Source organism: Planifilum fimeticola (genome assembly GCF_003001905.1).
GTDB classification, from domain to species: Bacteria; Bacillota; Bacilli; order Thermoactinomycetales; family DSM-44946; genus Planifilum; species Planifilum fimeticola.
Genome location: NZ_PVNE01000017.1, coordinates 50,272 through 72,138 on the forward strand (window position 1 = coordinate 50,272; position 21,867 = coordinate 72,138).

Consider the following 21,867-nt stretch of genomic DNA (forward strand, 5'->3'; position numbering starts at 1 on the left):
CTCTCCCTCCCCGTCAGGATCGAATCGGTTTAAACAAGGTTTCCGCCAGCTCCAGCGCCCGAAACATCCCTTTGGCTTTGTTGAGGGATTCCACATATTCCCCCTCCGGGGTCGAATCGGCCACCACTCCCCCTCCTGCCTGGATATATGCGTTGCCGTCGCGGAAATGGAGGGTGCGGATGGCGATGCAGGTGTCGAGATTGCCCGCAAAGCTGAAGTAACCCACAGCCCCCGCGTACACCCCCCGCGGCTCCGGCTCCAGCTCCCCGATCAATTCCATCGCCCGGACCTTCGGGGCGCCGGAGACGGTCCCCGCCGGAAAGACGGCCCACAGAGCGTCGATGGGCGCGCGGCCCTGAGCCAGATCTCCCGTCACGTGGGAAACCATGTGCATCACGTGGGAATAGCGCTCGATCGCCATCTGCTGGGTCACGCGCACCGTTCCGTAACGGCAGACGCGTCCCAGGTCGTTTCTCCCCAGATCGATCAGCATCACGTGCTCGGCTCGCTCCTTTTCATCCCGCAGCAGCTCGGCCTCCAGTCTCTCGTCCTCCTCGGCCGTCCTTCCACGGGGACGGGTCCCCGCGATCGGCCGCGTTTCCACCTTTCTTCCGGTGACCCGGACCAGCAATTCCGGCGAGGCGCCGGTCACCACCTCGTCCCCCATCTTCAGGTAAAACATGTAGGGCGAAGGATTGAGGATCCGCAACACGCGATACACATCAAAGGGAGGAGGAGAAGGATGCCAGGTCCACCGCTGGGAAGGAACCAGCTGAAAAATATCTCCCGACCGGATGTGCTCCTGGGCCCTTCTCACCATCGCTTCATAATGATGCCGGCTCATGTTGGAATCGGCCCGGGAAAGATCCGGCTCCCCCCTTGTCTCAAAGGGAGGATCGTGAAAGTAGGCCAGATTGGGACGACAGGTGCGTATCCTGCGCGCCCGCTCCTCCAGCTCCTCCACGGCCCGCCGATAATGCTCCAAAAGCGTCGCTTCCTCCGGCTTTTCGGGGACATGGAGATGGTGCACCAGCGTCACCTGCTGTTTCAGATGATCAAAAATCAGCACCCGATCGCAAAACATCAGGTGGAGATCCCGGGCCCCGGTCCCCTTTCCGATGTGGGGAAAGGGAGGCAGGGATTCCATGTAACGGACCGCCTCATAGGCGATGTACCCCACCGCTCCGCCCAAAAAGGGAGGATGCCCGGAATAGCCGGGTGTCCGGTACCGCAAGAGCAAATCCTGGACCACATTGAAGGGGTCAGCGGCAAAACGCTTTGTCCCTTCCTTTCCGGACAGGGTCACCTGACCATCCCGGCACGTAACAATCAAGAATGGATCGGCTCCGATAAAGGAATACCGGGCCCACTTTTCGCCGCCTTCCACGCTCTCCAAGAGAAATGAATAGGGCCGGTCGCGCAAGCGGTCATACAAGGAGACCGGCGTTTCCGTGTCCGCAAAAATCGTCTTGCACAGGGGAATGGATGAAAAGTTCTTCGCAAGCCGCTTCACTTCGGCATACGGGGGGTAAATCACATTCTCCCTCCTTCCGGGAGGGCAGAACGGACAGAGGAAAAACCAAGAGGAAAAAAGAGGAAAAATAAAAGATCAAAGCATGGAAAGCTTTGATCGGAGATTACTTCCCTTTGGCTCCGCTCCGCTCTGCTCTCCTCTGCTCTTCCTTCTCAGCTGGGCTCTGCTCAAAGATTCAATGGATTATAATCACTTTAATCGAGTTCGCCGTTTCTGTCAATCCATTTTAGTCTCACCGGACTGAAGCTGACGGAGCACCCTCCGGATTGCCTCCTCCGGAACGCCCCGCACCACCCGAACCGCACCGACTCGCTTCGGAAGCACAAAGGTGTAAGCTCCGCCTCTCGCCTTCTTATCCCGGCGCATCAATTCCAGGAGCTCGTCTTCAGACCACTCGCCCGCAAGATGGACCGGCAGGTGAAAGGCCTGAAGCAGCCGCCTCGTCGCTTTCACCACATCCCGCGCCGTTCCCAGCGCCTCCCCCAACATCGCCGCTCCCACCATGCCGATGGCTACCCCTTCTCCATGGGTCAACCCGGCATATCCCGAAGCCGCCTCCAGAGCATGCCCGATCGTGTGTCCGTAATTGAGGATCGCCCTGAGTCCCGCTTCCCTCTCATCCTTTGACACCACTTCCGCCTTGATCCGGCAACCGTTCCAGATCGCCTCCTCCACCAGGGAAGGCTCCAGTTGCAGAAGGCGTTCGCTGTTCTGGAGCAACCAGTCCGCGAAGGAATCATCCGCGATCAGGGCGTGTTTGACCACCTCCGCATAGCCGGAGATTACCTCCCGCCTCGGCAGGCTGCGGAGGGTGTCCACGTCGAACACCACCATGAGCGGCTGATGAAACGCTCCGATAACGTTTTTTCCGAGGGGATGATTCACCCCCACCTTCCCTCCGACACTGCTGTCGTGGGCCAGGAGGGTCGTGGGCAACTGAACGAAGGGAATCCCCCGCATATATGAAGCCGCCAGAAACCCGGCCAAATCCCCCACGACACCGCCCCCGAGGGCCAACACCACTCCCTGGCGATCCAAACCGAATCGAAGCCCTTCCTCCACCAACCGGGAGAGCTGCTCCAGGTTCTTGGAGGATTCTCCGGCGGGCACCGTCGCCTCTCCCACCCGGTAACCCGCCTCCCGCAAGGGGCCGGCCACCTTCTCCCCATACAGCGGGCCGACATGGGTGTCCGTCACCAGCATCAACGGGCGCTCCGGGCCGATCCCCCGATCCCGGAGCCATTCGGGCAGCCGGGCGTACAGAGCGCGCCCGATCCGGATCGGGTAGCTGCGCTCGCCCGTGGAAACCTTCAGCGTCCGCATGATCAAAACCTCGCGATCCGTCTCCGATATTGCTCGACCTGTTCAACCATCTCCGTCATCGTGTCGGCGGGGAATTTTTCCATTAGCGCCTGCGCCACTTCCCAGGCCACCACATTTTCGGCCACCACGCAGGCGGCGGGGACAGCACAGCTGTCGGAACGCTCGATGCTCGCCGCAAAGGGTTCCTTCGTCTCGATGTCCACGCTGCGGAGGGGTTTGTACAAAGTGGGGATCGGCTTCATCACTCCCCGCACCACAATTCGCTCGCCCGTGGTCATCCCGCCTTCAAAGCCTCCGGCCCGGTTGGTCGCCCGGTAAAACCCCCTGTCCTCGGCCCAAAGGATCTCGTCATGCACCTGGGATCCCTTCCGCCGGGCCGCTTCAAAACCGATGCCGATCTCCACTCCCTTGAAGGCCTGGATGCTCACCACCGCACGGGCGATGCGGGCATCCAGTTTCCGGTCCCAATGAACGTGGCTGCCGAGACCCGCCGGCGCCCCTTCAACGATCACTTCCACGATGCCGCCCAGACTATCCCCCTCTTTTTTCGCCTCATCGATCAGGCGCATCATTTCCTTCTCCGCCTGCGGATCGAGACAGCGAACGGGAGAATCCTCCGCACGGCGAAGAATCTCCTCCAGAGGCAGGTCCGGCGTCGCCTCCGCCTCCGCCGTCCCGATCCGCACCACGTGTCCCGCCACACGGATCCCGCACAACTCCAGCATTTGGCGAGCCACCGCGCCGACGGCCACCCGGGCGGCCGTCTCCCGCGCGCTGGAGCGCTCCAGCACATCCCGAATATCCCGGTGCCCGTATTTCAAGGCCCCGTTCAAATCGGCATGACCTGGGCGGGGTCGCGACACCCGGCGTTTTTCCGCATACTCCGGGATGGGATCCGTTCCCATCACCTTTTTCCAGTGAGTCCAATCCTTGTTTTCAATCACCAGCGTCACCGGTGCGCCGGTGGTTTTTCCGAACCGCACCCCCGACAGCACCTGAACCCGGTCCGACTCGATCTGCATTCTGCGCCCACGGCCGTACCCCTTCTGCCTGCGGGCCAGCTGTTCATCCACCTTTTCCCTCGAAAAGGGCAGCTGGCTGGGCAAGCCTTCGATAATCACCGTCAACTGGGGACCGTGGGATTCACCCGCCGTCAAATAACGCACGACTTCTCCCCTCTCCCGAAAAACTTCGTCACAAATTTTTCTTAGTATCATATCACACAAACGGACGATTCGGAATCGCCTTTAGGCGTTTCCCGCAGAACATGGCTCAAATAGTTTGTGTAGCAAACTTGTTTAAAAAATTAACTGAGTAGCAAAGAAAAACCGTTATCCCATCCGGTCGGCCGTTCCTCGCGCAAAAACAAAAAAACCCGGCTCTCGCCGGGCCTCCGCAGGACCTCAGTAGATCCAGCGGTCGATGGTTTTGTCATAGGCAATCTGATCCTGCTCTTGGAACCAGAGGCCGATCTCCCGCTCCGCGCTTTCCGGAGAGTCTGAACCGTGGATGATGTTCATCCCCACGCTGACGCCGTAATCGCCGCGGATCGTTCCGGGTGCCGCATCGGCGGGATTGGTTTTCCCCATCATCTGGCGAGCGACGGAGATCACATTCTCCCCTTCCCAGATCATCGCGAACACCGGTCCGGAGGTGATAAAACCGACCAATTCCTCAAAAAAGGGCTTTTCCCGATGCTCCGCATAATGGGCCTCGGCCAGCTCCCGGGACACCGTCATCAATTTTGCGGCCACCAATTTGAAGCCCTTTTTCTCAAACCGGGAAACGATCTCGCCGATCAGACCCCTCTGCACGCCGTCGGGTTTGACCATGAGAAACGTCTTTTCCATGCATGATCCTCCGTTTCCAACAACATATGTAATGGATGTCGCTTCAGGGGCAATCGGATTGTACCAAAAACCCGGCCGAAAAGCAAACCTTAATAGGAGCGGCTGCCCACAAACCGGGCGATGCGCTCCAGGGAATCCCGCGCACCGCAAGAAGGGAGACGGTTTAAAACCAAAAGCGCTTTCTGGAGGTACCGTTCCGCAAGGCGCATCGAATAATCGATCCCCCCCGACCGGCGCACGATATCCAACACGGTGGAAAGGGGGACCTTCCTCCCGTTGGATTGCAAATAGGTCAATATGCGCTCCCTCTCCCGGGGTTCGGCGGTGCGAAGGGCATAGATCACCGGAAGGGTCACGTTCCCCTGGCGCAGGTCGCTGCCGGCCGGTTTTCCCAATACCGATTCATCGCCGATGAAGTCCAACACATCATCGGTGACCTGAAAAGCCATGCCCACATAATACCCGTAAAGATAGAGGTTTCGGACAATCCGCTCTTCCGCCCGGCTGACCAGGCTTCCCAGTTGGCAGCTGACGGCCATCAAAAGCGCCGTCTTCCGCTTGATCCGCCGGAAGTAACGGAGGAGGGACGGGGAGGCGTCGTAAAAATCCCGGACCTGCTCGATCTCTCCCCGGCACATGTCCATGATCGAGCGGGAGAGAATCCGATGAACCGCGGGATCCTCGATTTCAGTCACCACCTGCAGCGAACGGGCAAAAATGTAATCGCCGGTGTACATGGCCACCCGGTTGTCCCATTGGGCCTTCACCGTCTTCCGGCCGCGGCGGGTTTCCGCGTCGTCGATCACGTCATCGTGGACCAGCGTAGCCATGTGGATCAATTCCAGCGGGACGGCCACCCGTTTCAGCCGGTGGATGTCATATTGTCCGAAGCGTCCGGACAAGAGCACGAAGAGAGGACGAATCCGCTTGCCTCCGGCTTCGAGAAGATGGCCGGAGGATCGGTTTAAACCGGCCTGGCTCGTTACAAGGGAGTCGGCCAACTCTTCTTCGATGATCTTCAAGTCGCTTCGCAGTTCCTCATAAATATCCAAGAGCTTCATCCACAACGGGCACAAAAAATCCGCTTCCCCGATGAGGGAGCCGTGCGCCCTTCCATCCCTTCTTTGACGATTTGCGGAGGATGAAGAGGCCTGGACTTTCAGACCGATGAGCCCCGCGGCTCGCAATCTCCCGCCTAACAGGGCGTCCCCGCCGGAAGATCCAACACGCGGATCCGAACGTTTTCGGGAAGCAATCCCAGCTCCCCGGCATATTGATAATACGCTTTCAACCCTTCCAGTTGCCTTTCACCCAAATCATAACACAGCCCGGTGTAATACTGGAACCAAAACTCGGGACTGCCCCCCAGCCGCCTGCGGGCTTCCTCAACCACCGGGAACAAATCCTTCAGACCCTTCTCTTTGCTTCCGATCAACCGGGAGGCAATCGCCGACACTTCATCCCGCAGCCGCTCGATCACCTCGTCCCGGACCGCCCAAACGGCAAAGGTCATGTCCAGCCCGGTCCGCTTATACCATTCCTCGCCGAGATCCAGCACTCGATAGCCCGGATTCTGCCAGGCCCCCCGAACCGCGTCGTCTCCGATCAGCAGGGCCGCATCCGCCCGGTCCATCATCTCCTCCAGCGACGGGGGCATGGTGAGGTATTCGGGATCTCCCCCTTCGAAATATTGAAGGAGGATTTTCAGAAGAGCGACGGAAGTGGCCGATGTGTTGGTGACAGCGATACGGGCGGAGCGGAGATCGGACAGGTCCGCCTGGCGCGTGAAAAGGTAGATCGACCTCACCGGTCCTCTCGAGCTGACAGACAAATGCGGAATCAAGGAGTACCGGGAGTGGTTTTCCCCGTAGGCGAAAGAAGAGATGGGACCCATGTCGATCTCTCCCGCAGCCATGCGGCGGTTCAACTGGCTCGGAACCTGGTGAATCAGCTCGACATTCAACCCCGCCGGATCAAAAAAATGATAGATCGGAAGAATGTTGGTAAAGGCGATGCGTCCAATCCGAATCGGTCTCAACAGGAACCCTCCCATCGCTTGTACAGCCGGTGCGGTATGTTCAACTGATCCAGCACCTTGCCGGCAACGAACCGAACCATATCCTCCAAATCGCGGGGGCCGTGATAAAAGGCGGGCATCGCCGGAAGCACCGTCGCTCCGCATCTCGCCAATTTGGTCATATTCTCCAGATGAATGAGATTGAGGGGCGTTTCTCGGGGAACCACAATCAACGGCCGCCCCTCCTTCAACATCACATCCGCCGCCCGCTCCAGCAGATTGGAGGAGATTCCCTGGGCAATCTTCGCCAGGGTCCCCATCGAGCAGGGAATCACCACCATGGCGTCACAGGGAAACGAACCGGAGGCAATCGGCGCGCCGATATCCCGGATCGGGTGGTAGTGGAGAAGATCGGAATTCACCGTCAGGGCCTGCCGAAGCGCTTCCTCCCGCCTTTCCACGTTCCAACCGTGCTCCTCTTTGAGCACACGCCACGCCGCCTCCGTCACCGTGACGTGAACCTCGTGCCCCTGCCGGAGCAATTCCTCCATCAGGCAAAGGGCGTAGGGAGCGCCGCTCGCCCCCGTCATTCCAATCACCAGCCGTCTCATCCCCAGATCACGTCCACCATCGCAAACAGAAAGACCACCACGCTCAAGACGCCGTTCATGGTGAAAAAGGCCGTATTGAGCCGGGACAAATCGTCCGGCGAGACGATCCGGTGCTCATAGATCAGGATGGCTGTGGCCGCCAGCACGCCGACAAAAAACCATCCGCTGAGCGGCGTGAGCAGCCAGAGAAACAACAGTCCCAAGACGGTTCCGGCGTGAAACCAGCGGGACATGTTGAGGGCCCGCCTCAGCCCGAAGCGGGCGGGAATGGAATACAGCCCCTCCCTGCGGTCAAAATCTTCATCCTGACAGGCGTAAATCACATCAAAACCGGCGGTCCACAGGGCCACGGTGACGAACAACAGAAGGGCGACGCCGTCAATTTGCCCCGTCGTCGCCACCCACCCCCCGAGGGGAGCCAGGCCGAGGGCGACGCCCAGCACGAGGTGACAAGCCCATGTGAACCGCTTCGTATAGGAATAGATCACGAGCACAAACACCGCAACGGGAAACAGCTGAACGGCCAGTTTGTTGAGATTGTATGCGGCGATGAAGAGCACCAGGAAAGAAACGACCACGAACCACCAAACCGCCGGAACGGAAATCTGACCGGCCGGAATCGCCCGGTTGGCCGTCCGGGGGTTTTTGGCGTCGATATGCCGGTCGATCAGCCGGTTGAGCGCCATCGCCGCGCTGCGGGCACCCACCATCGCCAGCGTGACCCACCCGATCTGCCCCCAGGACGGAAGCCGATCCATCACGACCAGACTGCCCAGCACGGCCCCGAGATACGCGAAGGGCAGGGCAAAAACCGTATGTTCAAACTTGATCATGTTTAGGATCACTTTTACCCGGTAGATCCATCCCATCGTCATCCACTACCTTCTTCCTCTGCCTTCTCATTTTTCCGTCCGATATGCACCGCGGCGATCCCTCCCGTCAAGGGATACACCCGCACATCTGCAAGCCCCACTTCCTCTTCCATGATTCGGGCCAATTCCCGATGATCGGGAAAATGGACCAGCGACTCGGGAAGCCATCGGTACTGCTCATAGCGGCCGGCCAGCAGCTTGCCCAGCAGGGGGAGGACATGCCGGAAATAGACATAGTACACCGCCCGAAACGGCGGCCAGGTCGGTTTGGAAAGCTCCAACGAAACCACTTGCCCTCCCGGCTTCACCACCCGAGTCATCTCCCGCAGCACGTGCCGGAAATCGGGCACGTTTCGCAGCGCAAAGCCGATGGTGGCGTGATCAAAGGTGTTGTCGGGGAAAGGAAGTTCCATCGCATTTCCTCGGACCAGCCGGATTCTGTCTCCCAGACCCCGCTCGTCCACCTTTTCCCGCCCCACCTGCAGCATGTTTCCGCTGAAGTCCAAGCCGACGACTTCCCCCGTCACAGACTCCTCCGCCAGGGCGATCGCCCAATCGCAAGTGCCGCAACAGACATCGATGGCGGAATCTCCGGGACGGACCCGCATCATCTTCATGGTAAACCGGCGCCACGCTTTGTGACGGCCGAAACTCAAAATGGTGTTCATCCGGTCATAATCTTTGGCGATGCTTTCAAACACCCGGTAAACAAACTGTTCCTTGGACGGTACAGGAGACTCCTTGTTCATGTTTTCACTCATCCCTCTCGCGCCAACGGCTCTGTCAGGTACGGATCAAAGCGTTCACCGATCGCCCGGATCAGCTCCAGGCGAACTTCCGGATGGGCGATCACTGCAGCTTCCCGCCTTACGCTCGCCAGGATCGACCGGATCAGCTCCAGGCGCATTTCATCCGATTGAAGCGCGATTGAAGCGCCCGGATACTCGATATCCGCATCGGCCAGCCATTCAAGGGCGGCCAAATCGGGAGCCAAATCCCGCCACGGGTTGTCCGAGCTCTTCCCCGCATGGAAAAGATCGGACAGGGCGGAGGGCAGACTCCCGCGGATGCGGCGGATGAGGCTGAGATACGTGGGCGGAGACACCTGTCGGCTGCCGGCGACGGCATACAATTCCATCTTCGCTTCATTCACTTCGCAAACCGCTTCCGACAGCCGGGAAATTGTCCGGATCTCCCCTCTTTCCGCCAAAAACCGGTAAAACAGGCTGCTAAAATAATCGCCCGCCAACACGAACAATTGGCGGGATCGCATTCCCTGTTCCGCCCGTTCGGGCTCAACGGAAACCCGCTCGTGGAGATCAAGCCCCATTTGGAGCAAGGTTGTGGCCACGCAGTGGAGCCGAATGCGCTCGCTTGGAAGAGAAAAGGATTTAAGCAGAAGATAGAGCACCTTAACGAAAAAGGCCGAGGTTTTCGGTCGGCCGATATGTCTTTCCACAAAGGGATCCCGAGCGCATTCGGCGATTTCGGCGATGACCCGGTCCATTTCGCCATGTATGGACATGTCGCGCCCTCCATCAAGGTTTCTCAAACCCGGCCCATGCCGGATCTATTTCCACGAACTCCCATTCCGGCGATTCCTTCACGTGACCCCCCTGCACGGACAAGTATCTCTTCGCTAGGAAAAACCCTCCGAACATGTCTCGGAAACAGAGCACGCACGCCGCAATGATTGTCGGGAAAGCTGAAAAATGGTGGAAACACGGAAAAGTTCCTTTACCAGTATACCATACTCCCTTTTCGGCGGAAAGCGACCGCCCCTCAGCCGGAAGAAGGGGAAGCATACCGGACCTCAAAGGTCTCCTCCAAATATTGGCGGAAAGACAATCCCTCCCCGTTCTCCATCCCGGGATCCCGAACCAGATCCTGACGATCCGCCTCCACCGTCACCCACGGGGACTCTTCCCCGGGGCGGTAGACCTGAAAACGCAGCTTTTCCACATTCCTGGCGGTTACCAAGGAGCTTCGAACCAGGGTGAACAGATCGGCATAAACGCGTCCCTCCTCCGGGGCTTTCTCCGATTCCAGGTCGAGGGACAAGTAACCGTCTTCCCAGGATGCCCGGAGAATTTGCAGTGAAACCGGCTGACCCGCCAAAAAATCAACCAGTGAATCCTTTGAAATCCGTACCGGAGATACGGGTCGGAAAACCGGCTCATCGGAGGGACTCTCCGCAGGCGTGGACAACGACGGCAAAACGGAGAGCAGCGCCGCCAGCATGGCCGACAGAAAGACGGAGGCAAACAGACGACGGGCCAGACGGGTCATCGATTCCCCTCCCCTTGTTCCTTCTATCAACATTTTATGGCCAAGCCGGCCCGCCATGACTCACCTCAGGATTCCTCCGTGTCGATCTTCCCGTAACGGGTCAGGATCTCCGCTTTGCCGCGGATTTTTATCGCCGAAGTGTGTTCGGTGAACTGGGCGATCATGACTTCTCCTTTGTCCAGCTTTTCCGAATGATGAAACCGGGTATCCTTTCCGCGGGTCAAACCGATGACATTGACCCCGTTCTCCTTCGCTTTGATCACCACGTAATCACCGTATTGGAACCCCTCCACCGCTCCCACCTCCCTCAGGTTGATCCTGAATAATGTTTTCCTGCTGACATGAAAAAACCCTCCCGAGACGGAGGGTTTTTTCCGTGGTCGGGCTAGCCGGATTTGAACCGACGACCTCTTGCGCCCCATGCAAGCGCGCTACCAAGCTGCGCCATAGCCCGACATCCTTGACATCTTTCATTGAAGTGACGCTTATTAATATAGCGCGTTCCTCAGAAGATGTCAAGGGGTTTGCCAAAAGTTTTTGCTTTCCTTTTATCGGTAACCGATGAGGCTGAAGGCTTCCGCCCGGGCGGCGGCATCCTGGCTGAAGACACCGCGGACGGCCGAGGTGACCGTCTTTGAACCGGGCTTTTTCACCCCGCGCATGGTCATGCACATATGCTCCGCCTCCACCACCACGACCACCCCGTGCGGCTCCAGCCGTTCCATGATGGCATCAGCGACGGTGGATGTAATCCGCTCCTGCAGCTGGGGACGGCGGGCAACCGCTTCGACGGCCCGGGCCAACTTGCTGAGGCCCGTCACCCGGCCGCCCCGGGGGATATATCCGACATGGGCCTTCCCGAAGAAGGGAACCAGATGATGCTCGCAAACGGAGAAAAACGGGATATCCTTCACCAGTACCAGCTCTTCGTGATCCTCGCTGAAAATCACGGTAAAATGGTCGCGGGGATCCTGTCCGAGGCCGGAGAAAATCTCCTCGTACATGCGGGCAACCCGTGCAGGAGTCTCCACCAGCCCCTCGCGGTCCGGATCCTCTCCGACCGCCTCCAGGATCATCCGCACGGCCTGTTCAATTTTGGCATGATCCACTCCCATCAACATTCGCCTCCAATACTTTTCGGCCCGATCGGGCCGCATCGCCAAAAAGGCTTTCCGAATGATTATACCACAGGCGGGCCAGGACCTGCGCGTTTCTCCCCGCAAGCCTTCATTCCTATTGTAGCAACGAATCACAAAAAGCAAAAAGGCCCCCGAGGGGGCCTTTGCGGACAAGTACCGGAAAAACCGATTTCCGCCGGGCCGAAAAATGGTTCCGACACTCCGGATCCATCGCTTCTCAGGCCCGGAGGCCGCTTCCGGCAGGTGTTATGTAGACGTCTTTACCGGCTGTTTACTTCTTCCTTCAGCGCTTTACCCGGTTTGAACGCCGGAACCTTGCTTTCGGCGATTTGGATCTCTTCCCCGGTTTGGGGGTTGCGTCCCTTGCGCGGGGCACGCTTGCGCACTTCAAAATTGCCGAATCCGATCAACTGCACCTTGTCCCCTGCGCGAAGCGCTTCCTTGATGGTTTCAAAAACGGCTTCCACCGCCTGGGTTGCGTCCTTTTTGGTCATCTCAGTCTTCTCCGCCACCCTGGCGACCAATTCCGCCTTGTTCACAAACCTCACCTCCATATGAGTTCCACGACCGCTCTAACTCATGTTTACCCGTTCCGCGACTTCCCTATACCTTTTCACTTCCGGGCCAAACGATCGTGGGACACACCTATAGTAATACAGACCGGAGGGCGTTATCAAGAGGGGAAAGGGGATCCATTGTCCCTTTTTCAGCAAAAAAAGCACTCAATGAGCGCTTTTTGGAATGTTCAAAGGATAATGGCGATCAATCCACCCGATCCTTCGTTTACGATTCTCTCAAGGGTCTCTTGCAATTTGTAGCGTGCGTTTTCCGGAATCATGGACAGTTTCGCCTGGATCCCTTCCCTCACAATGGAATGGAGGGAGCGGCCAAAAATGTCCGATTCCCAGATCCGCAGGGGATCCTGTTCAAAATCCCTCATCAGATAGTTGACCAACTCTTCGCTCTGCCGTTCGGAACCGATGATCGGAGCGAATTCGGAGTGGACATTCACCCGGATCATGTGTATGGACGGAGCCGTCGCCCGAAGTCTGACGCCAAAGCGGGGCCCCTGCTTAATCAGTTCGGGTTCATCCAGGGACATCTCTTCCAGCGAAGGCGGCGCCACCCCGTATCCGGTGGTCCGTACCATCTTCAGGGCATCGGCCACTTTGTCATACTCGAACTTCGCCTTGCTGAATTCCTGCATCAATTCCAACAGGTGATCCTTGCCGCGGATCTCCACCCCGACGATCTCCGTCAGAATCTGATCGTACAGGTCATCGGGCGCATATAGATCGATCTCCGCGACCCCCTGCCCCATGTCCATTCCCGACAAGGCGGCCCGTTCGATGAACTCATATCCGTCAAACTGTCCCACCACATGGTCCACATCGCGAAGCCTGCGGATGTCCTTCACGGTTTCGCGCACGGCACTTTCGAAATCCTTGCGGAGCCAGTGATCCTCATCCAGCACCATCACCCAGCCGGGCAGGTTGACATTCACTTCGTGAACCGGGAACTCAAACAGCACTTCCTTCATGACGTTCAAAATGTCTTCTTCCATCATGGTGGCCACACTGAGAGCCAGGACCGGCACATCGTATCTCTCCGCCAAGTCCTCTCGCAGGGCCTGGACCGATTCGCTGTGGGGACGGGTGGAGTTCAGCAGAACGATAAAGGGTTTTCCCACTTCCTTCATCTCATCGATGATCCGTTCCTCCACCTCTTCATAGGCTTCCCGCGGGATGTCGGTGATCGATCCGTCGGTCGTGACCACCACACCCAAGGTGGAATGCTCCTGGATCACCTTGCGCGTACCCACTTCCGCCGCTTCCTGGAAGGGAATCGGATCATCAAACCAGGGAGTGTTGATCATCCGTGGGCCGTTTTCATCCTCATAGCCTTTGGCTCCTTCGATGGCGTAGCCGACGCAGTCCACCAACCGGACGTTGATGTCGAGTCCTTCGCTGACGTGGATGTTGACGGCCTGATTGGGGATGAATTTGGGTTCGATGGTGGTGATGGTACGTCCGGCCCCGCTGTGCGGCAATTCATCCGTGGCCCGGATCCGGTCCGCCTCCTCGCTGATATTGGGGATCACCACCTTTTCCATAAACCGTTTGATGAACGTCGATTTGCCGGTTCGGACTGCTCCGACTACTCCGATGTAGATATCCCCGCCGGTGCGTTCGGCGATATCTTTAAAGATATCTACTTTTTCCATGCTTACCCCTCCTTCAAGGTATCCGCGAAAAAGCCCGTCGATTGCCCTTTAACTCCTTCGCCTCCTCCGCACGATTTGGACACTATAAATATATGAGGCCCCTTCCCCTTTATGAATGCGGCGGCGGGAAAAACAGAACCGCCTGCCGGCGGTTCACTCCCCTTTCAAAGAGCGGGTCATCCCTCGGCGCGGCTCCTCCGGATCATCGAGTTTCGCCCGGAAGCCCACCACTTTGACGGAGGCGGAGAGGCGCCCCAGCAGAAAAGCGGCGACGGCCACCAACAGCAATAGCAACGTGTCCCCCATGCCTTCCATTCCCTTCCCATAGAATCCTTTTCTGCTAACTGTTTTATGAGCGGGTCGGGACAAATATGCCAGCCCTTTTCAACCGGCCCCCTCTTCAACGAGTACCGGTTCGCCTCCCTCCAGGCGAATCCCCGGGGAACGGGCGGGGACGAAAATCGAATCGCGGATTAGCCATTCGCGGAGATCTCCCGCTTCATCCTCTTTCCGTTTTCCTTCCTGCATCATGCGCAGAATTTCCGGTCGATAATCCACATACAGTTTCCCCTGACGATTCATCACCAGCGGCAGCGACAAACCCGCGGTGTAGGGGCTCGGAATCCTTTCCTCCTCCAACCCCATCGCTTGGAAATCGACGGCATAAAAGCCCTTTCCTGCGGAAGCGGCGGCGGGAAGTCGCTTCTTCTTTTCCCGGTACGCGTCGACGGCCATCTGCAGGTTGCGCAAGCGGTCGGTCACTCTGAGGTCCACCAGTTTGACCTGCATCTTGTTCTCCGAAACCACCAGGACATACAGAAAGTTTCCTCCCCTTTCAAAGGAGCTGGGGGGAATCTGGCTGATGTATCCCTCCAGTTTTGAGAAATCGACGACATACTTCTCATAGGGGGACGCCTTCGCCCGGTCGGAATCCTCCCTGATCGGAAACCGCTTGTTCTGTTCCCAGAACTGATCCGCCGCCGATTGGACCATCGCCACGTGTTCCGGCAGCCGGTCCGTCTGTTGCAGCCTTTCATCGGGGTACATGCATCCTGCGGCCAGAAGCAAAAAGGCCGGCATGCACCCGCCAAGGATCCGCATCCACCTGTTCACGGTCATCCTCCTTTCTTCGGGCCATCGGGTCAGAGCAGCGCCCGCAAACCGAACAAAAAGGCCGGAAGAAGCATCAAAAAGGCGGCGGCGGAGAGAAAGAAGCGCAACCACCCCTTTTTCCGCTGCCTGGCCCAGGCGATCAAAAAATTGGCCAAAAACAAAAACACGATCGCAATCATCGCATCGATCATCATGGATCCTCCTCTGTGTCATCTGCTTATTCAGTTTACCACACTGCATCGGGACAAACGACTTCCCTCCGGCGCGGAATTCCGCAGGCACCCATCCCGCTGGGCGGGCAACGGCCCTGCCCTCCCATGGGAATGCGCATAGGATAGGATGACACGAGCCCGCAAGCGGAGGTGGCAGCATGAGCAAACCGATTCAACCGGCGATTTCCAGGAAACGAAAACGGAGAAAGGTGACAAAATCCCCTTACAAGGCCCCTGCCAGCAACTCCAATCCCCTCTCGTCCCTCAACCTGGCCAACATCCTCAGCCATTTTCTCACGGTCCGCTCGGTGATCAAAGATCTGAGCACATCGCTCAAGCGATTGGAAAACATTCTGGATTCCCTTTATCAAATGTTTGAGATCGCCCAAACGTTTATGGCCCAGAAACAGCGGGAGCCGGGACGTCCTCTCCTTCGCCTGGTTCCTCCCCGAACCCAAAAAAAATCTCCCTTTGGGTGGGGGGAAGACGATTCCCCCTCCGGCGACTCTCCGTCCAATTCTCCGGTACCCTTTCCGGGAAACATCGATATCAATCAGATCATGGCCCTGCTCCAATCCCCGTTGGTGCAAAACCTGCTGTCACAATGGATGAAGCAATTGCCTCCAGGCGATGACCTGCAACAAAAACAGGGGTAACGCGCCAGACGCGTTACCCCTTTATCTGATCCATTACCCGATCCTCGCTGTGACTGATCCCCACCCCGAACTCCTCAAGCCGAGCATCGGGTAATGGTTATACTTCAGGATATGAAAGTCATCCCCTGCTTGGTAACCAATCATTCGCCCAAAACATTCAGCCATCCTTCCACGATTTCCTCCATCTCGTGGGTTTTTCCCCGTCCCATGAGATCCTCCACCGCCCGGGACGGGTCCTTCCCGTCGAAGAGAACGGCATACAGCTCCGCCGTGATCGGCATTTCCACCCCGTAAGATTGCGCCAGCCGGTGAGCGGCCCGGGTCGTTTTGACACCCTCCACCACCATTCCCATCTCCCGGAGCACATCCTCCAGGGCTTGCCCCTGGCTCAGCATGTACCCCGCCCGCCAGTTGCGGCTGTGCCGGCTGGTGCACGTGACCACGAGATCCCCCACCCCGGCGAGGCCGGCGAAGGTGATCGGCCGGGCTCCCATGGCCATCCCCAACCGCGCAATCTCGGCCAAACCGCGGGTCATCAGCGCCGCCTTGGCGTTGTCCCCGAAACCGAGGCCGTCGGACAGACCGGCCCCCAGCGCGATGATGTTTTTCAACGCCCCGCCGATCTCGACGCCGATCAGATCCGGATTGGTGTACACCCGGAAATAGGAATTGATCAAATGGGATTGAACGGCTTCCGCCGTCTCCCGGCTCTTCGAGGACACCACCACGGCGGTCGGTGAACGGCGGGCCACCTCCTCCGCATGGCTGGGGCCGGACAACACGGCGATCCGATCGGTGAGGAAAGCGGGAAATTCCTCCGCCAGAACCTCGGAAATCCGTTTGAGGGTGTCCGGTTCAAACCCTTTGGTCGCGTGAACCACCAAAGGTCGGCCGCACAGATGGGGGGCGGCTGACCGGGCCACTTCCCGAACCGAATGGGAAGGGACCGCCACCACGATCATCTCCCTGTCTGAGACGGCCTCTTCCAGGGAAGTGGTGGCCCTCACCCCATCCGGAAGGTGAAATTCGGGCAGATACTTTGCGTTGGTTCGCCGTCGGTTGATCTCTTCCGCGACCGAAGGATTCCGGGCATAGATCGTCACCGCAAACCCGTTATCGGCCAACAGGGCGGCCAGCACCGTTCCCCAACTGCCTGCCCCCAACACCGCCGCTCTCATCTTCTCCATCCCCTCCTGTCATTTCCTTGCGCCGATGCGATTCTCCGTTCCGTTCAGCAGACGTTTGATGTTGTCCCGATGCCGAAGATAGGCGAGCAGAGTGATGATCAGACTGATCCAGAAATAGGCCGGCGGATAATCCATCCATCCGATCAGGATCGGCAGCAGCGTGGCGAACAAGAGGGAGCCCACAGAAACATACCGGGTTAGCAAGATGGCGAGTACCGCGAAAATTCCCGACAAAAGGGCCGCCTTAAAGGTCAGAAGCGCGGTAACGCCGATGGTGGTGGCGATCCCCTTCCCCCCGCGGAAATTGAGGAAAACGGGCCAATTGTGCCCGATGATGGCCGCCACTCCCGTCGCCATCAACAGAGCGGGTTCCCCACCGAACAGCTCACCGATTCCCACCGCCGCCATTCCTTTCACGGCATCCAGCAGAAAAACCAGGGCGGCGGGGCCTTTGCCCACGACCCGAAGGGTGTTCGTCGCTCCGGCGTTTCCGCTGCCGTACCGGCGGATGTCAATCCCTTTCAGTTTATATGTCACCAGATAGCTGAAACTGATCGATCCCAACAAATAAGCCAGAAGAAGTGCGATAAAAAACATGTTTCTCCCCCCGCAGTTGAATGTCCGGCACGGCTGTTAATCATCCCCCTTGCGCAGACGGATGTTAAGGGGGGTTCCCCGGAAGCCGAAGGCTTCGCGGATTCGGTTTTCCAGGTAGCGAAGATAGCTGAAATGCGCCAGCTCCGGATCATTGACAAAGAGAACAATGGTCGGAGGTTTGACCGACACCTGCGTACCGTAGCGGATTCTCAGCCGCTTCCCGCGTTCCGACGGAGGCGGCGTGGTCAACATCGCATCCATCAACACCTGGTTCAGGACGGAGGTGGAAACCCGCATGGCGTGCTGCTCCGCCACTTCCTGGACGGCGGGCAGGATCTTGTGCACCCGCTGCCCCGTCTTCGCGGAAACAAACAGGACCGGCGCATAATTCATAAAAGAGAAGGCGTTCATGATCTCCCTGCGGAAGCGGTCCATCGTCTTTTCGTCCTTTTCCACCGCATCCCATTTGTTGACCACGAAAATCGAAGCACACCCCGCTTCGTGGGCATATCCGGCGATCCGCTTATCCTGCTCGGCGATGCCCCGCTCCCCGTCCAATACGATCAGCGCCACGTCGGAGCGCTCGATAGCCCGCAGCGCGCGGAGAACGCTGTACTTCTCCGTGGTTTCGTACACCTTTCCCCGCTTTCGAATCCCGGCGGTGTCGACCAACACGAAATCCTGTCCGTCCCGATGAAGGGGCGTGTCCACCGCATCCCGCGTCGTGCCGGGGATGGGACTTACAATAACCCGCTCCTGTCCCAGGATGGCGTTGATGAGGGATGACTTTCCCGCGTTGGGCCGACCGATGACCGAAACGCGGATCGTGTCCTCGTCATAGAGTTCCTCCTCTCCCTCCGGAAAACGGGACACCACCGCATCGAGAAGATCCCCCGTCCCCGTACCGTGCAGGGCGGAGATGGGTATCACTTCGTCAAAACCCAAACTGTAAAACTCGTACATTTCCTCGCGCCGGCGGCGGTTATCCGCTTTGTTGACAGCCAAAACCACCGGTTTGTCCGAGCGGTGAAGCCAAGTGGCCACCTCCTCGTCCGACGGCAACAGCCCTTCCCGGCCGTCGACGACAAAAATGATCACATCGGCTTCATCCACAGCCAATTCCACCTGATGACGAACGTGATCGATAAAAGCATCTTCCCCGCCAAATTCCAATCCTCCGGTGTCGATCAGGTGGAATCGCTTTCCGGTCCATTCTCCTTGGGCGTAAATGCGATCCCGGGTGATGCCGGGCTTGTCTTCCACGATGGCGATGCGTTCTCCGGCAATCCGGTTAAACAGCGTCGATTTTCCCACATTCGGCCTGCCGACAATCGCTACAACGGGTAAAACCATGATCCATTCCTCCAAAAAAACCCCTGGGTAAAAACATACCTAAATAATCTTATCCGGAAAGATCCCGGGAAGCAACACGTACCTCCTCCTTAACCGATTCCACCAGAGCAACCAGAAGGGAATAGCTCCGCCGGACCCCCCAGGCTGCCAGAGGTCGGCCAATGCATCGGAGGCCGTAGCGCCGGGATAGGGCACCACCCACTTTCCCAGACAGCTTCAGACAATGAAGGGCGTTGTAAAACCGGAAATCCTCCGGATCACCCAACAGATGGATCATGGATTGAAGGGTTCGGCAGGCCACGACCGGCTTGCTCCCCAGCCCCACCGTGTACACCCGGTTTCCCCATTCGTCCCTTCCCTTGTAGTGAATCATTCCCAATTGCTGCTCCGATGTTCGGTCAAAATCGGGAAGACTGCAAATCTCCGATATCGTGGGAAGGCGCCGGGAGGGAAGCATGCCCAGATGTATCGCCGCGGCGATAACCGATGAGTGGGCGCTGCCATAACAATAATAGAAGATCCTCAAGGTCCCATCTCCTCCCGGATCAATCGGGACAGGCGGGGGTACTCCCGAACAAGTTCCCGCCAAGAGCGCACCCGAGGGGCCTTGATGCGCAGGCGGACAAACTCCCAATGGAGGGGAGACACCCCGAGCATCGGCATCAAGCAATGAAGGGACCGCTCCAGGATCGGCGCCCGGCTTTCCACTCCGCAAAAGAAAACCGATCTTCCCCGGGCTTCACCGGCAGGCCACAGCCATCCCGTACGGGACCATTCCATGCCCGTTTGCATCCCCCAAAGGGCCACTTCTTGAGCGGTGGGCATTTCCTTCCGATCGGACATCACTTCCAATGCGGCGGCGATCAGCGCGCAGCCGCCGCTGTCCTCGCTCAAATAGACTCGCCCTTTCATGCGTGTCGGACAATGATCATGGTCACCGGATCCAGTCGATGAGCCATGCCGTCGAGGATTTTCTCCAGAGTGAAAGCCAGATGCTCCATCTCCCTTTCCGTCTCGGCATAGAAAATCGGGGCTCCGCCTGCCACCCGCTCCATATCGCGGGTCACCACCGCCAAAATCGCCTTTTCGATTGTTCCCATCCTGACCGCCTCCCGGCACTTAGTTTTCCCCTATTTCCGTGGGCATCCTCACGGCGCTTTCCAAAACGGGAACGCGCTTGATCACTTCAATGGCCATTTGCGCATCCCGCGTCTGGGGAAGTATCAGGAGTCCCAAACGGCCATCTTGAACATCCCTTTTGGAAATGGGCACAAGAGCCGGCTCCCCTGTATCCCTGTACACACCCATGATGGCGGACACATCGTGAAGGATGGCCTGCCTCTGGCCGATGTTGCTGATCGTCACCCGGCTGTCCTTATCCCGGGGCTTGATGATGATGCCCAATCCGTGTCGTCGGATTCGCTCCTGATCATCCAAAAGCCCCACATTCATCAGATAAATGTCATCCACATACAGGTTGGGCCCCTCCAGGCGGAGAACCCCTTCGGAAATATCTGCAATCTCCCCCAGGTATTTTCCTGAGCGAAGTCGGCCGGAGAGCCAGATCATGACCGCACCCGCAAGCAGTCCGCTGATCCACCCTCCCAGGATGACCGCCAGGGATGTGACGAAGGCGGCAAAAATGACGATATAATTCCTTCCTTCAAACACCATGGCGATTCCTTCGATATAGGAGGAGCCCCTGGGAACCAGCTCCATTTGATCCAATTTCGACAGGGTTTCCCTCTCCATGTTGCGGACTTCCCGAAATTGCTGCGCCGCCAGCGTCAAAAAGGTGACCGCCGTGTAGTTGCGGTCCAACAGGGCCGGCACCGCCACTGAACCCAGCGCAGCCGCAATCATCCCGAGGGAAAGATGGATCACTTGCCCGTGGGGATACGTGGGATATTGGCGATAATCGGTACGGAGCATCCGTAACCGCGCCAGAAAACCGACCACCAGGCCGGCGATGACCGCTTGGGTATAGAGTTCCAACTTCATGGCTCATTTCCCTTCTACATCGTCAAAGTTTTGCCCGGAATCGAAACAACTTCCGTTCCGCCCACGAAAGCACGTGATGGAGCGCGGTCAGCGCGATCATTGAAATCCACAGCATATCCCAGTGGACGGCGGAACCGATGCGGATCCCTCCGGTTGAAGAGAGGGGGCTTAAGGAGGACAGGATGATGCCCGTGAGCATCCCTCCCGTCAAAATCGATAGCCGCAGGTCCAATCGGGGCGCGACCAACAGGGTGAGACCGATCAAAAAAGCGAGGCAGAACCGCTGAAGGGGAAAAAGCACCCATGCGGGATCAAATTCCGACAGCTCTCCGGCGATAAAAAAGGCGAAACCGAAAAAGAGAAGGGCTGTTCCCACAGACAACCGGGAAGATGACGGCACCTCCCGCATCAAGCGCAAAAAGGCGAAGAACAGCCAGAGGACTCCCACATGTAGGGTCACCGTGGGAGAAACCGTTATCTCCACAACGGAAGACACCGAGGCCGCGAGCAGCCATCCGAGCAGTTCGTTCCCCGAGGAGAGCCCCAGATCCCGCGGCAAACGGGAAAACCATCCCGTCACCCGCAGGGTGATCAACGCCAGGATGGAAAGGAAGGCCGCAACTCCGGGTGCCACCCCTGAAGCCCCCTTCCGTTTTCCCATAGTATGCTTCCACGTCCCACCTTCTATCAGCGAGGAAAAACAAAAAAAGCCGACCAAAAGGTCGGCTGAGATTGATGACAAACCCCCTGGCTCTTTTCGCAAGAAAAGCGCCAGGGGTTGCATGTTTATGGGAAATAAACAGATAAAGGAAATTAGATTTGGTAAATTAGGCGGATCACAAAGCCTTTTCCTCTCTTCGAGAGGAGCAAGGCCATTTTTTTGATGTTT

General features: G+C 58.0%; 27 protein-coding genes and 1 tRNA gene. 1 reads left to right on the forward strand and 27 read right to left on the reverse strand.

The annotated features are described in order from the left end of the window. Window positions 1-13 precede the first annotated feature (13 nt). The 19 genes from trpE to CLV97_RS11235 all read right to left on the reverse strand — a co-directional run bounded on the left by trpE (window position 14) and on the right by CLV97_RS11235 (window position 15,163). Window positions 14-1,537 (reverse strand): anthranilate synthase component I, encoded by a 1,524-nt coding sequence (gene trpE / locus CLV97_RS11145; RefSeq protein WP_245891494.1) that lies wholly within the window; start codon window positions 1,535-1,537, stop codon window positions 14-16. 213 nt (window positions 1,538-1,750) lie between these two features. After that, window positions 1,751-2,857 (reverse strand): 3-dehydroquinate synthase, encoded by a 1,107-nt coding sequence (aroB, locus tag CLV97_RS11150; protein ID WP_106345606.1) that lies wholly within the window; start codon window positions 2,855-2,857, stop codon window positions 1,751-1,753. A 2-nt stretch (window positions 2,858-2,859) separates the two neighbouring features. Beyond that, window positions 2,860-4,023, reverse strand: a complete 1,164-nt coding sequence (aroC, locus tag CLV97_RS11155; RefSeq protein WP_106345607.1) for a chorismate synthase — start codon at window positions 4,021-4,023, stop codon at window positions 2,860-2,862. Window positions 4,024-4,260: 237 nt separating this feature from the next. Continuing rightward, window positions 4,261-4,707, reverse strand: coding sequence for a nucleoside-diphosphate kinase (ndk, locus tag CLV97_RS11160; protein ID WP_106345608.1), 447 nt, complete (start codon window positions 4,705-4,707; stop codon window positions 4,261-4,263). A gap of 89 nt (window positions 4,708-4,796) precedes the next feature. Continuing rightward, window positions 4,797-5,783: a polyprenyl synthetase family protein gene (locus CLV97_RS11165; RefSeq protein ID WP_342749794.1), complete on the reverse strand. Its 987-nt coding sequence runs from the start codon at window positions 5,781-5,783 to the stop codon at window positions 4,797-4,799. Between the two features lie 119 nt (window positions 5,784-5,902). Beyond that, complete coding sequence (locus CLV97_RS11170) at window positions 5,903-6,745, reverse strand: menaquinone biosynthesis protein (protein ID WP_245891496.1); 843 nt, start codon at window positions 6,743-6,745, stop codon at window positions 5,903-5,905. Beyond that, window positions 6,742-7,323, reverse strand: a complete 582-nt coding sequence (locus CLV97_RS11175) for a UbiX family flavin prenyltransferase (RefSeq protein WP_342749795.1) — start codon at window positions 7,321-7,323, stop codon at window positions 6,742-6,744. The genes CLV97_RS11170 and CLV97_RS11175 overlap by 4 nt, the downstream gene beginning before the upstream one ends. A gap of 8 nt (window positions 7,324-7,331) precedes the next feature. Next, window positions 7,332-8,210, reverse strand: a complete 879-nt coding sequence (locus tag CLV97_RS11180; protein ID WP_425440564.1) for a UbiA-like polyprenyltransferase — start codon at window positions 8,208-8,210, stop codon at window positions 7,332-7,334. After that, window positions 8,207-8,956, reverse strand: a complete 750-nt coding sequence (locus CLV97_RS11185; protein ID WP_106345638.1) for a demethylmenaquinone methyltransferase — start codon at window positions 8,954-8,956, stop codon at window positions 8,207-8,209. Before CLV97_RS11185 ends, CLV97_RS11180 begins: the two co-directional genes overlap by 4 nt. An 8-nt stretch (window positions 8,957-8,964) precedes the next feature. Next, a complete protein-coding gene (locus CLV97_RS11190; RefSeq protein ID WP_106345611.1) occupies window positions 8,965-9,732 on the reverse strand; it encodes a heptaprenyl diphosphate synthase component 1 in 768 nt (255 codons plus the stop codon). A gap of 257 nt (window positions 9,733-9,989) precedes the next feature. After that, window positions 9,990-10,496, reverse strand: coding sequence for a hypothetical protein (locus tag CLV97_RS11200; RefSeq protein WP_106345613.1), 507 nt, complete (start codon window positions 10,494-10,496; stop codon window positions 9,990-9,992). Between the two features lie 65 nt (window positions 10,497-10,561). Beyond that, a complete protein-coding gene (gene mtrB / locus CLV97_RS18610; RefSeq protein WP_106345614.1) occupies window positions 10,562-10,789 on the reverse strand; it encodes a trp RNA-binding attenuation protein MtrB in 228 nt (75 codons plus the stop codon). An 84-nt stretch (window positions 10,790-10,873) separates the two neighbouring features. Continuing rightward, window positions 10,874-10,950, reverse strand: a tRNA-Pro gene (locus CLV97_RS11210). A gap of 94 nt (window positions 10,951-11,044) precedes the next feature. Next, window positions 11,045-11,611 (reverse strand): GTP cyclohydrolase I FolE, encoded by a 567-nt coding sequence (gene folE, locus CLV97_RS11215; RefSeq protein ID WP_425440565.1) that lies wholly within the window; start codon window positions 11,609-11,611, stop codon window positions 11,045-11,047. 284 nt (window positions 11,612-11,895) lie between these two features. After that, window positions 11,896-12,174: an HU family DNA-binding protein gene (locus CLV97_RS11220; RefSeq protein ID WP_106345615.1), complete on the reverse strand. Its 279-nt coding sequence runs from the start codon at window positions 12,172-12,174 to the stop codon at window positions 11,896-11,898. A gap of 206 nt (window positions 12,175-12,380) precedes the next feature. Next, window positions 12,381-13,859: a stage IV sporulation protein A gene (gene spoIVA, locus CLV97_RS11225; protein WP_106345616.1), complete on the reverse strand. Its 1,479-nt coding sequence runs from the start codon at window positions 13,857-13,859 to the stop codon at window positions 12,381-12,383. A gap of 153 nt (window positions 13,860-14,012) precedes the next feature. Then, window positions 14,013-14,165 carry a hypothetical protein gene (locus tag CLV97_RS18160; protein ID WP_170070473.1) on the reverse strand — a complete coding sequence of 51 codons (153 nt, stop codon included), beginning with the start codon at window positions 14,163-14,165 and terminating at the stop codon, window positions 14,013-14,015. Between the two features lie 78 nt (window positions 14,166-14,243). Next, entirely contained in the window at window positions 14,244-14,972 is a 729-nt protein-coding gene (locus CLV97_RS11230; protein ID WP_146130475.1) for a DUF3939 domain-containing protein, read from the reverse strand. 29 nt (window positions 14,973-15,001) lie between these two features. Then, window positions 15,002-15,163, reverse strand: coding sequence for a DUF2768 family protein (locus tag CLV97_RS11235; RefSeq protein ID WP_170070474.1), 162 nt, complete (start codon window positions 15,161-15,163; stop codon window positions 15,002-15,004). 179 nt (window positions 15,164-15,342) lie between these two features. Here CLV97_RS11235 and CLV97_RS11240 point away from each other — a divergent pair, with 179 nt between their 5' ends. Next, window positions 15,343-15,840 carry a hypothetical protein gene (locus tag CLV97_RS11240; protein WP_106345619.1) on the forward strand — a complete coding sequence of 166 codons (498 nt, stop codon included), beginning with the start codon at window positions 15,343-15,345 and terminating at the stop codon, window positions 15,838-15,840. 140 nt (window positions 15,841-15,980) lie between these two features. Here the strand turns inward: CLV97_RS11240 and CLV97_RS11245 are convergent, their stop codons facing one another. The 8 genes from CLV97_RS11245 to CLV97_RS11275 are packed head-to-tail and all read right to left on the reverse strand — an operon-like array spanning window position 15,981 to window position 21,612. Further along, on the reverse strand, window positions 15,981-17,027 hold the full coding sequence (locus tag CLV97_RS11245; RefSeq protein ID WP_106345620.1) for an NAD(P)H-dependent glycerol-3-phosphate dehydrogenase: 1,047 nt from the start codon (window positions 17,025-17,027) through the stop codon (window positions 15,981-15,983). A 9-nt stretch (window positions 17,028-17,036) separates the two neighbouring features. Beyond that, window positions 17,037-17,624: a glycerol-3-phosphate 1-O-acyltransferase PlsY gene (gene plsY, locus CLV97_RS11250; protein WP_211295735.1), complete on the reverse strand. Its 588-nt coding sequence runs from the start codon at window positions 17,622-17,624 to the stop codon at window positions 17,037-17,039. Between the two features lie 36 nt (window positions 17,625-17,660). After that, complete coding sequence (gene der, locus CLV97_RS11255; RefSeq protein WP_106345621.1) at window positions 17,661-18,977, reverse strand: ribosome biogenesis GTPase Der; 1,317 nt, start codon at window positions 18,975-18,977, stop codon at window positions 17,661-17,663. A 49-nt stretch (window positions 18,978-19,026) separates the two neighbouring features. Then, window positions 19,027-19,503 (reverse strand): DUF3189 family protein, encoded by a 477-nt coding sequence (locus CLV97_RS11260; RefSeq protein ID WP_170070475.1) that lies wholly within the window; start codon window positions 19,501-19,503, stop codon window positions 19,027-19,029. After that, window positions 19,500-19,871, reverse strand: a complete 372-nt coding sequence (locus CLV97_RS18165) for a hypothetical protein (RefSeq protein WP_170070476.1) — start codon at window positions 19,869-19,871, stop codon at window positions 19,500-19,502. Before CLV97_RS18165 ends, CLV97_RS11260 begins: the two co-directional genes overlap by 4 nt. A 14-nt stretch (window positions 19,872-19,885) precedes the next feature. Then, window positions 19,886-20,077: a capping complex subunit for YIEGIA gene (locus CLV97_RS11265; protein ID WP_106345623.1), complete on the reverse strand. Its 192-nt coding sequence runs from the start codon at window positions 20,075-20,077 to the stop codon at window positions 19,886-19,888. A 19-nt stretch (window positions 20,078-20,096) separates the two neighbouring features. Then, window positions 20,097-20,978 (reverse strand): YIEGIA family protein, encoded by an 882-nt coding sequence (locus CLV97_RS11270; RefSeq protein WP_106345624.1) that lies wholly within the window; start codon window positions 20,976-20,978, stop codon window positions 20,097-20,099. A gap of 22 nt (window positions 20,979-21,000) precedes the next feature. After that, complete coding sequence (locus tag CLV97_RS11275; protein ID WP_146130476.1) at window positions 21,001-21,612, reverse strand: YphA family membrane protein; 612 nt, start codon at window positions 21,610-21,612, stop codon at window positions 21,001-21,003. Window positions 21,613-21,867: the final 255 nt, after the last annotated feature.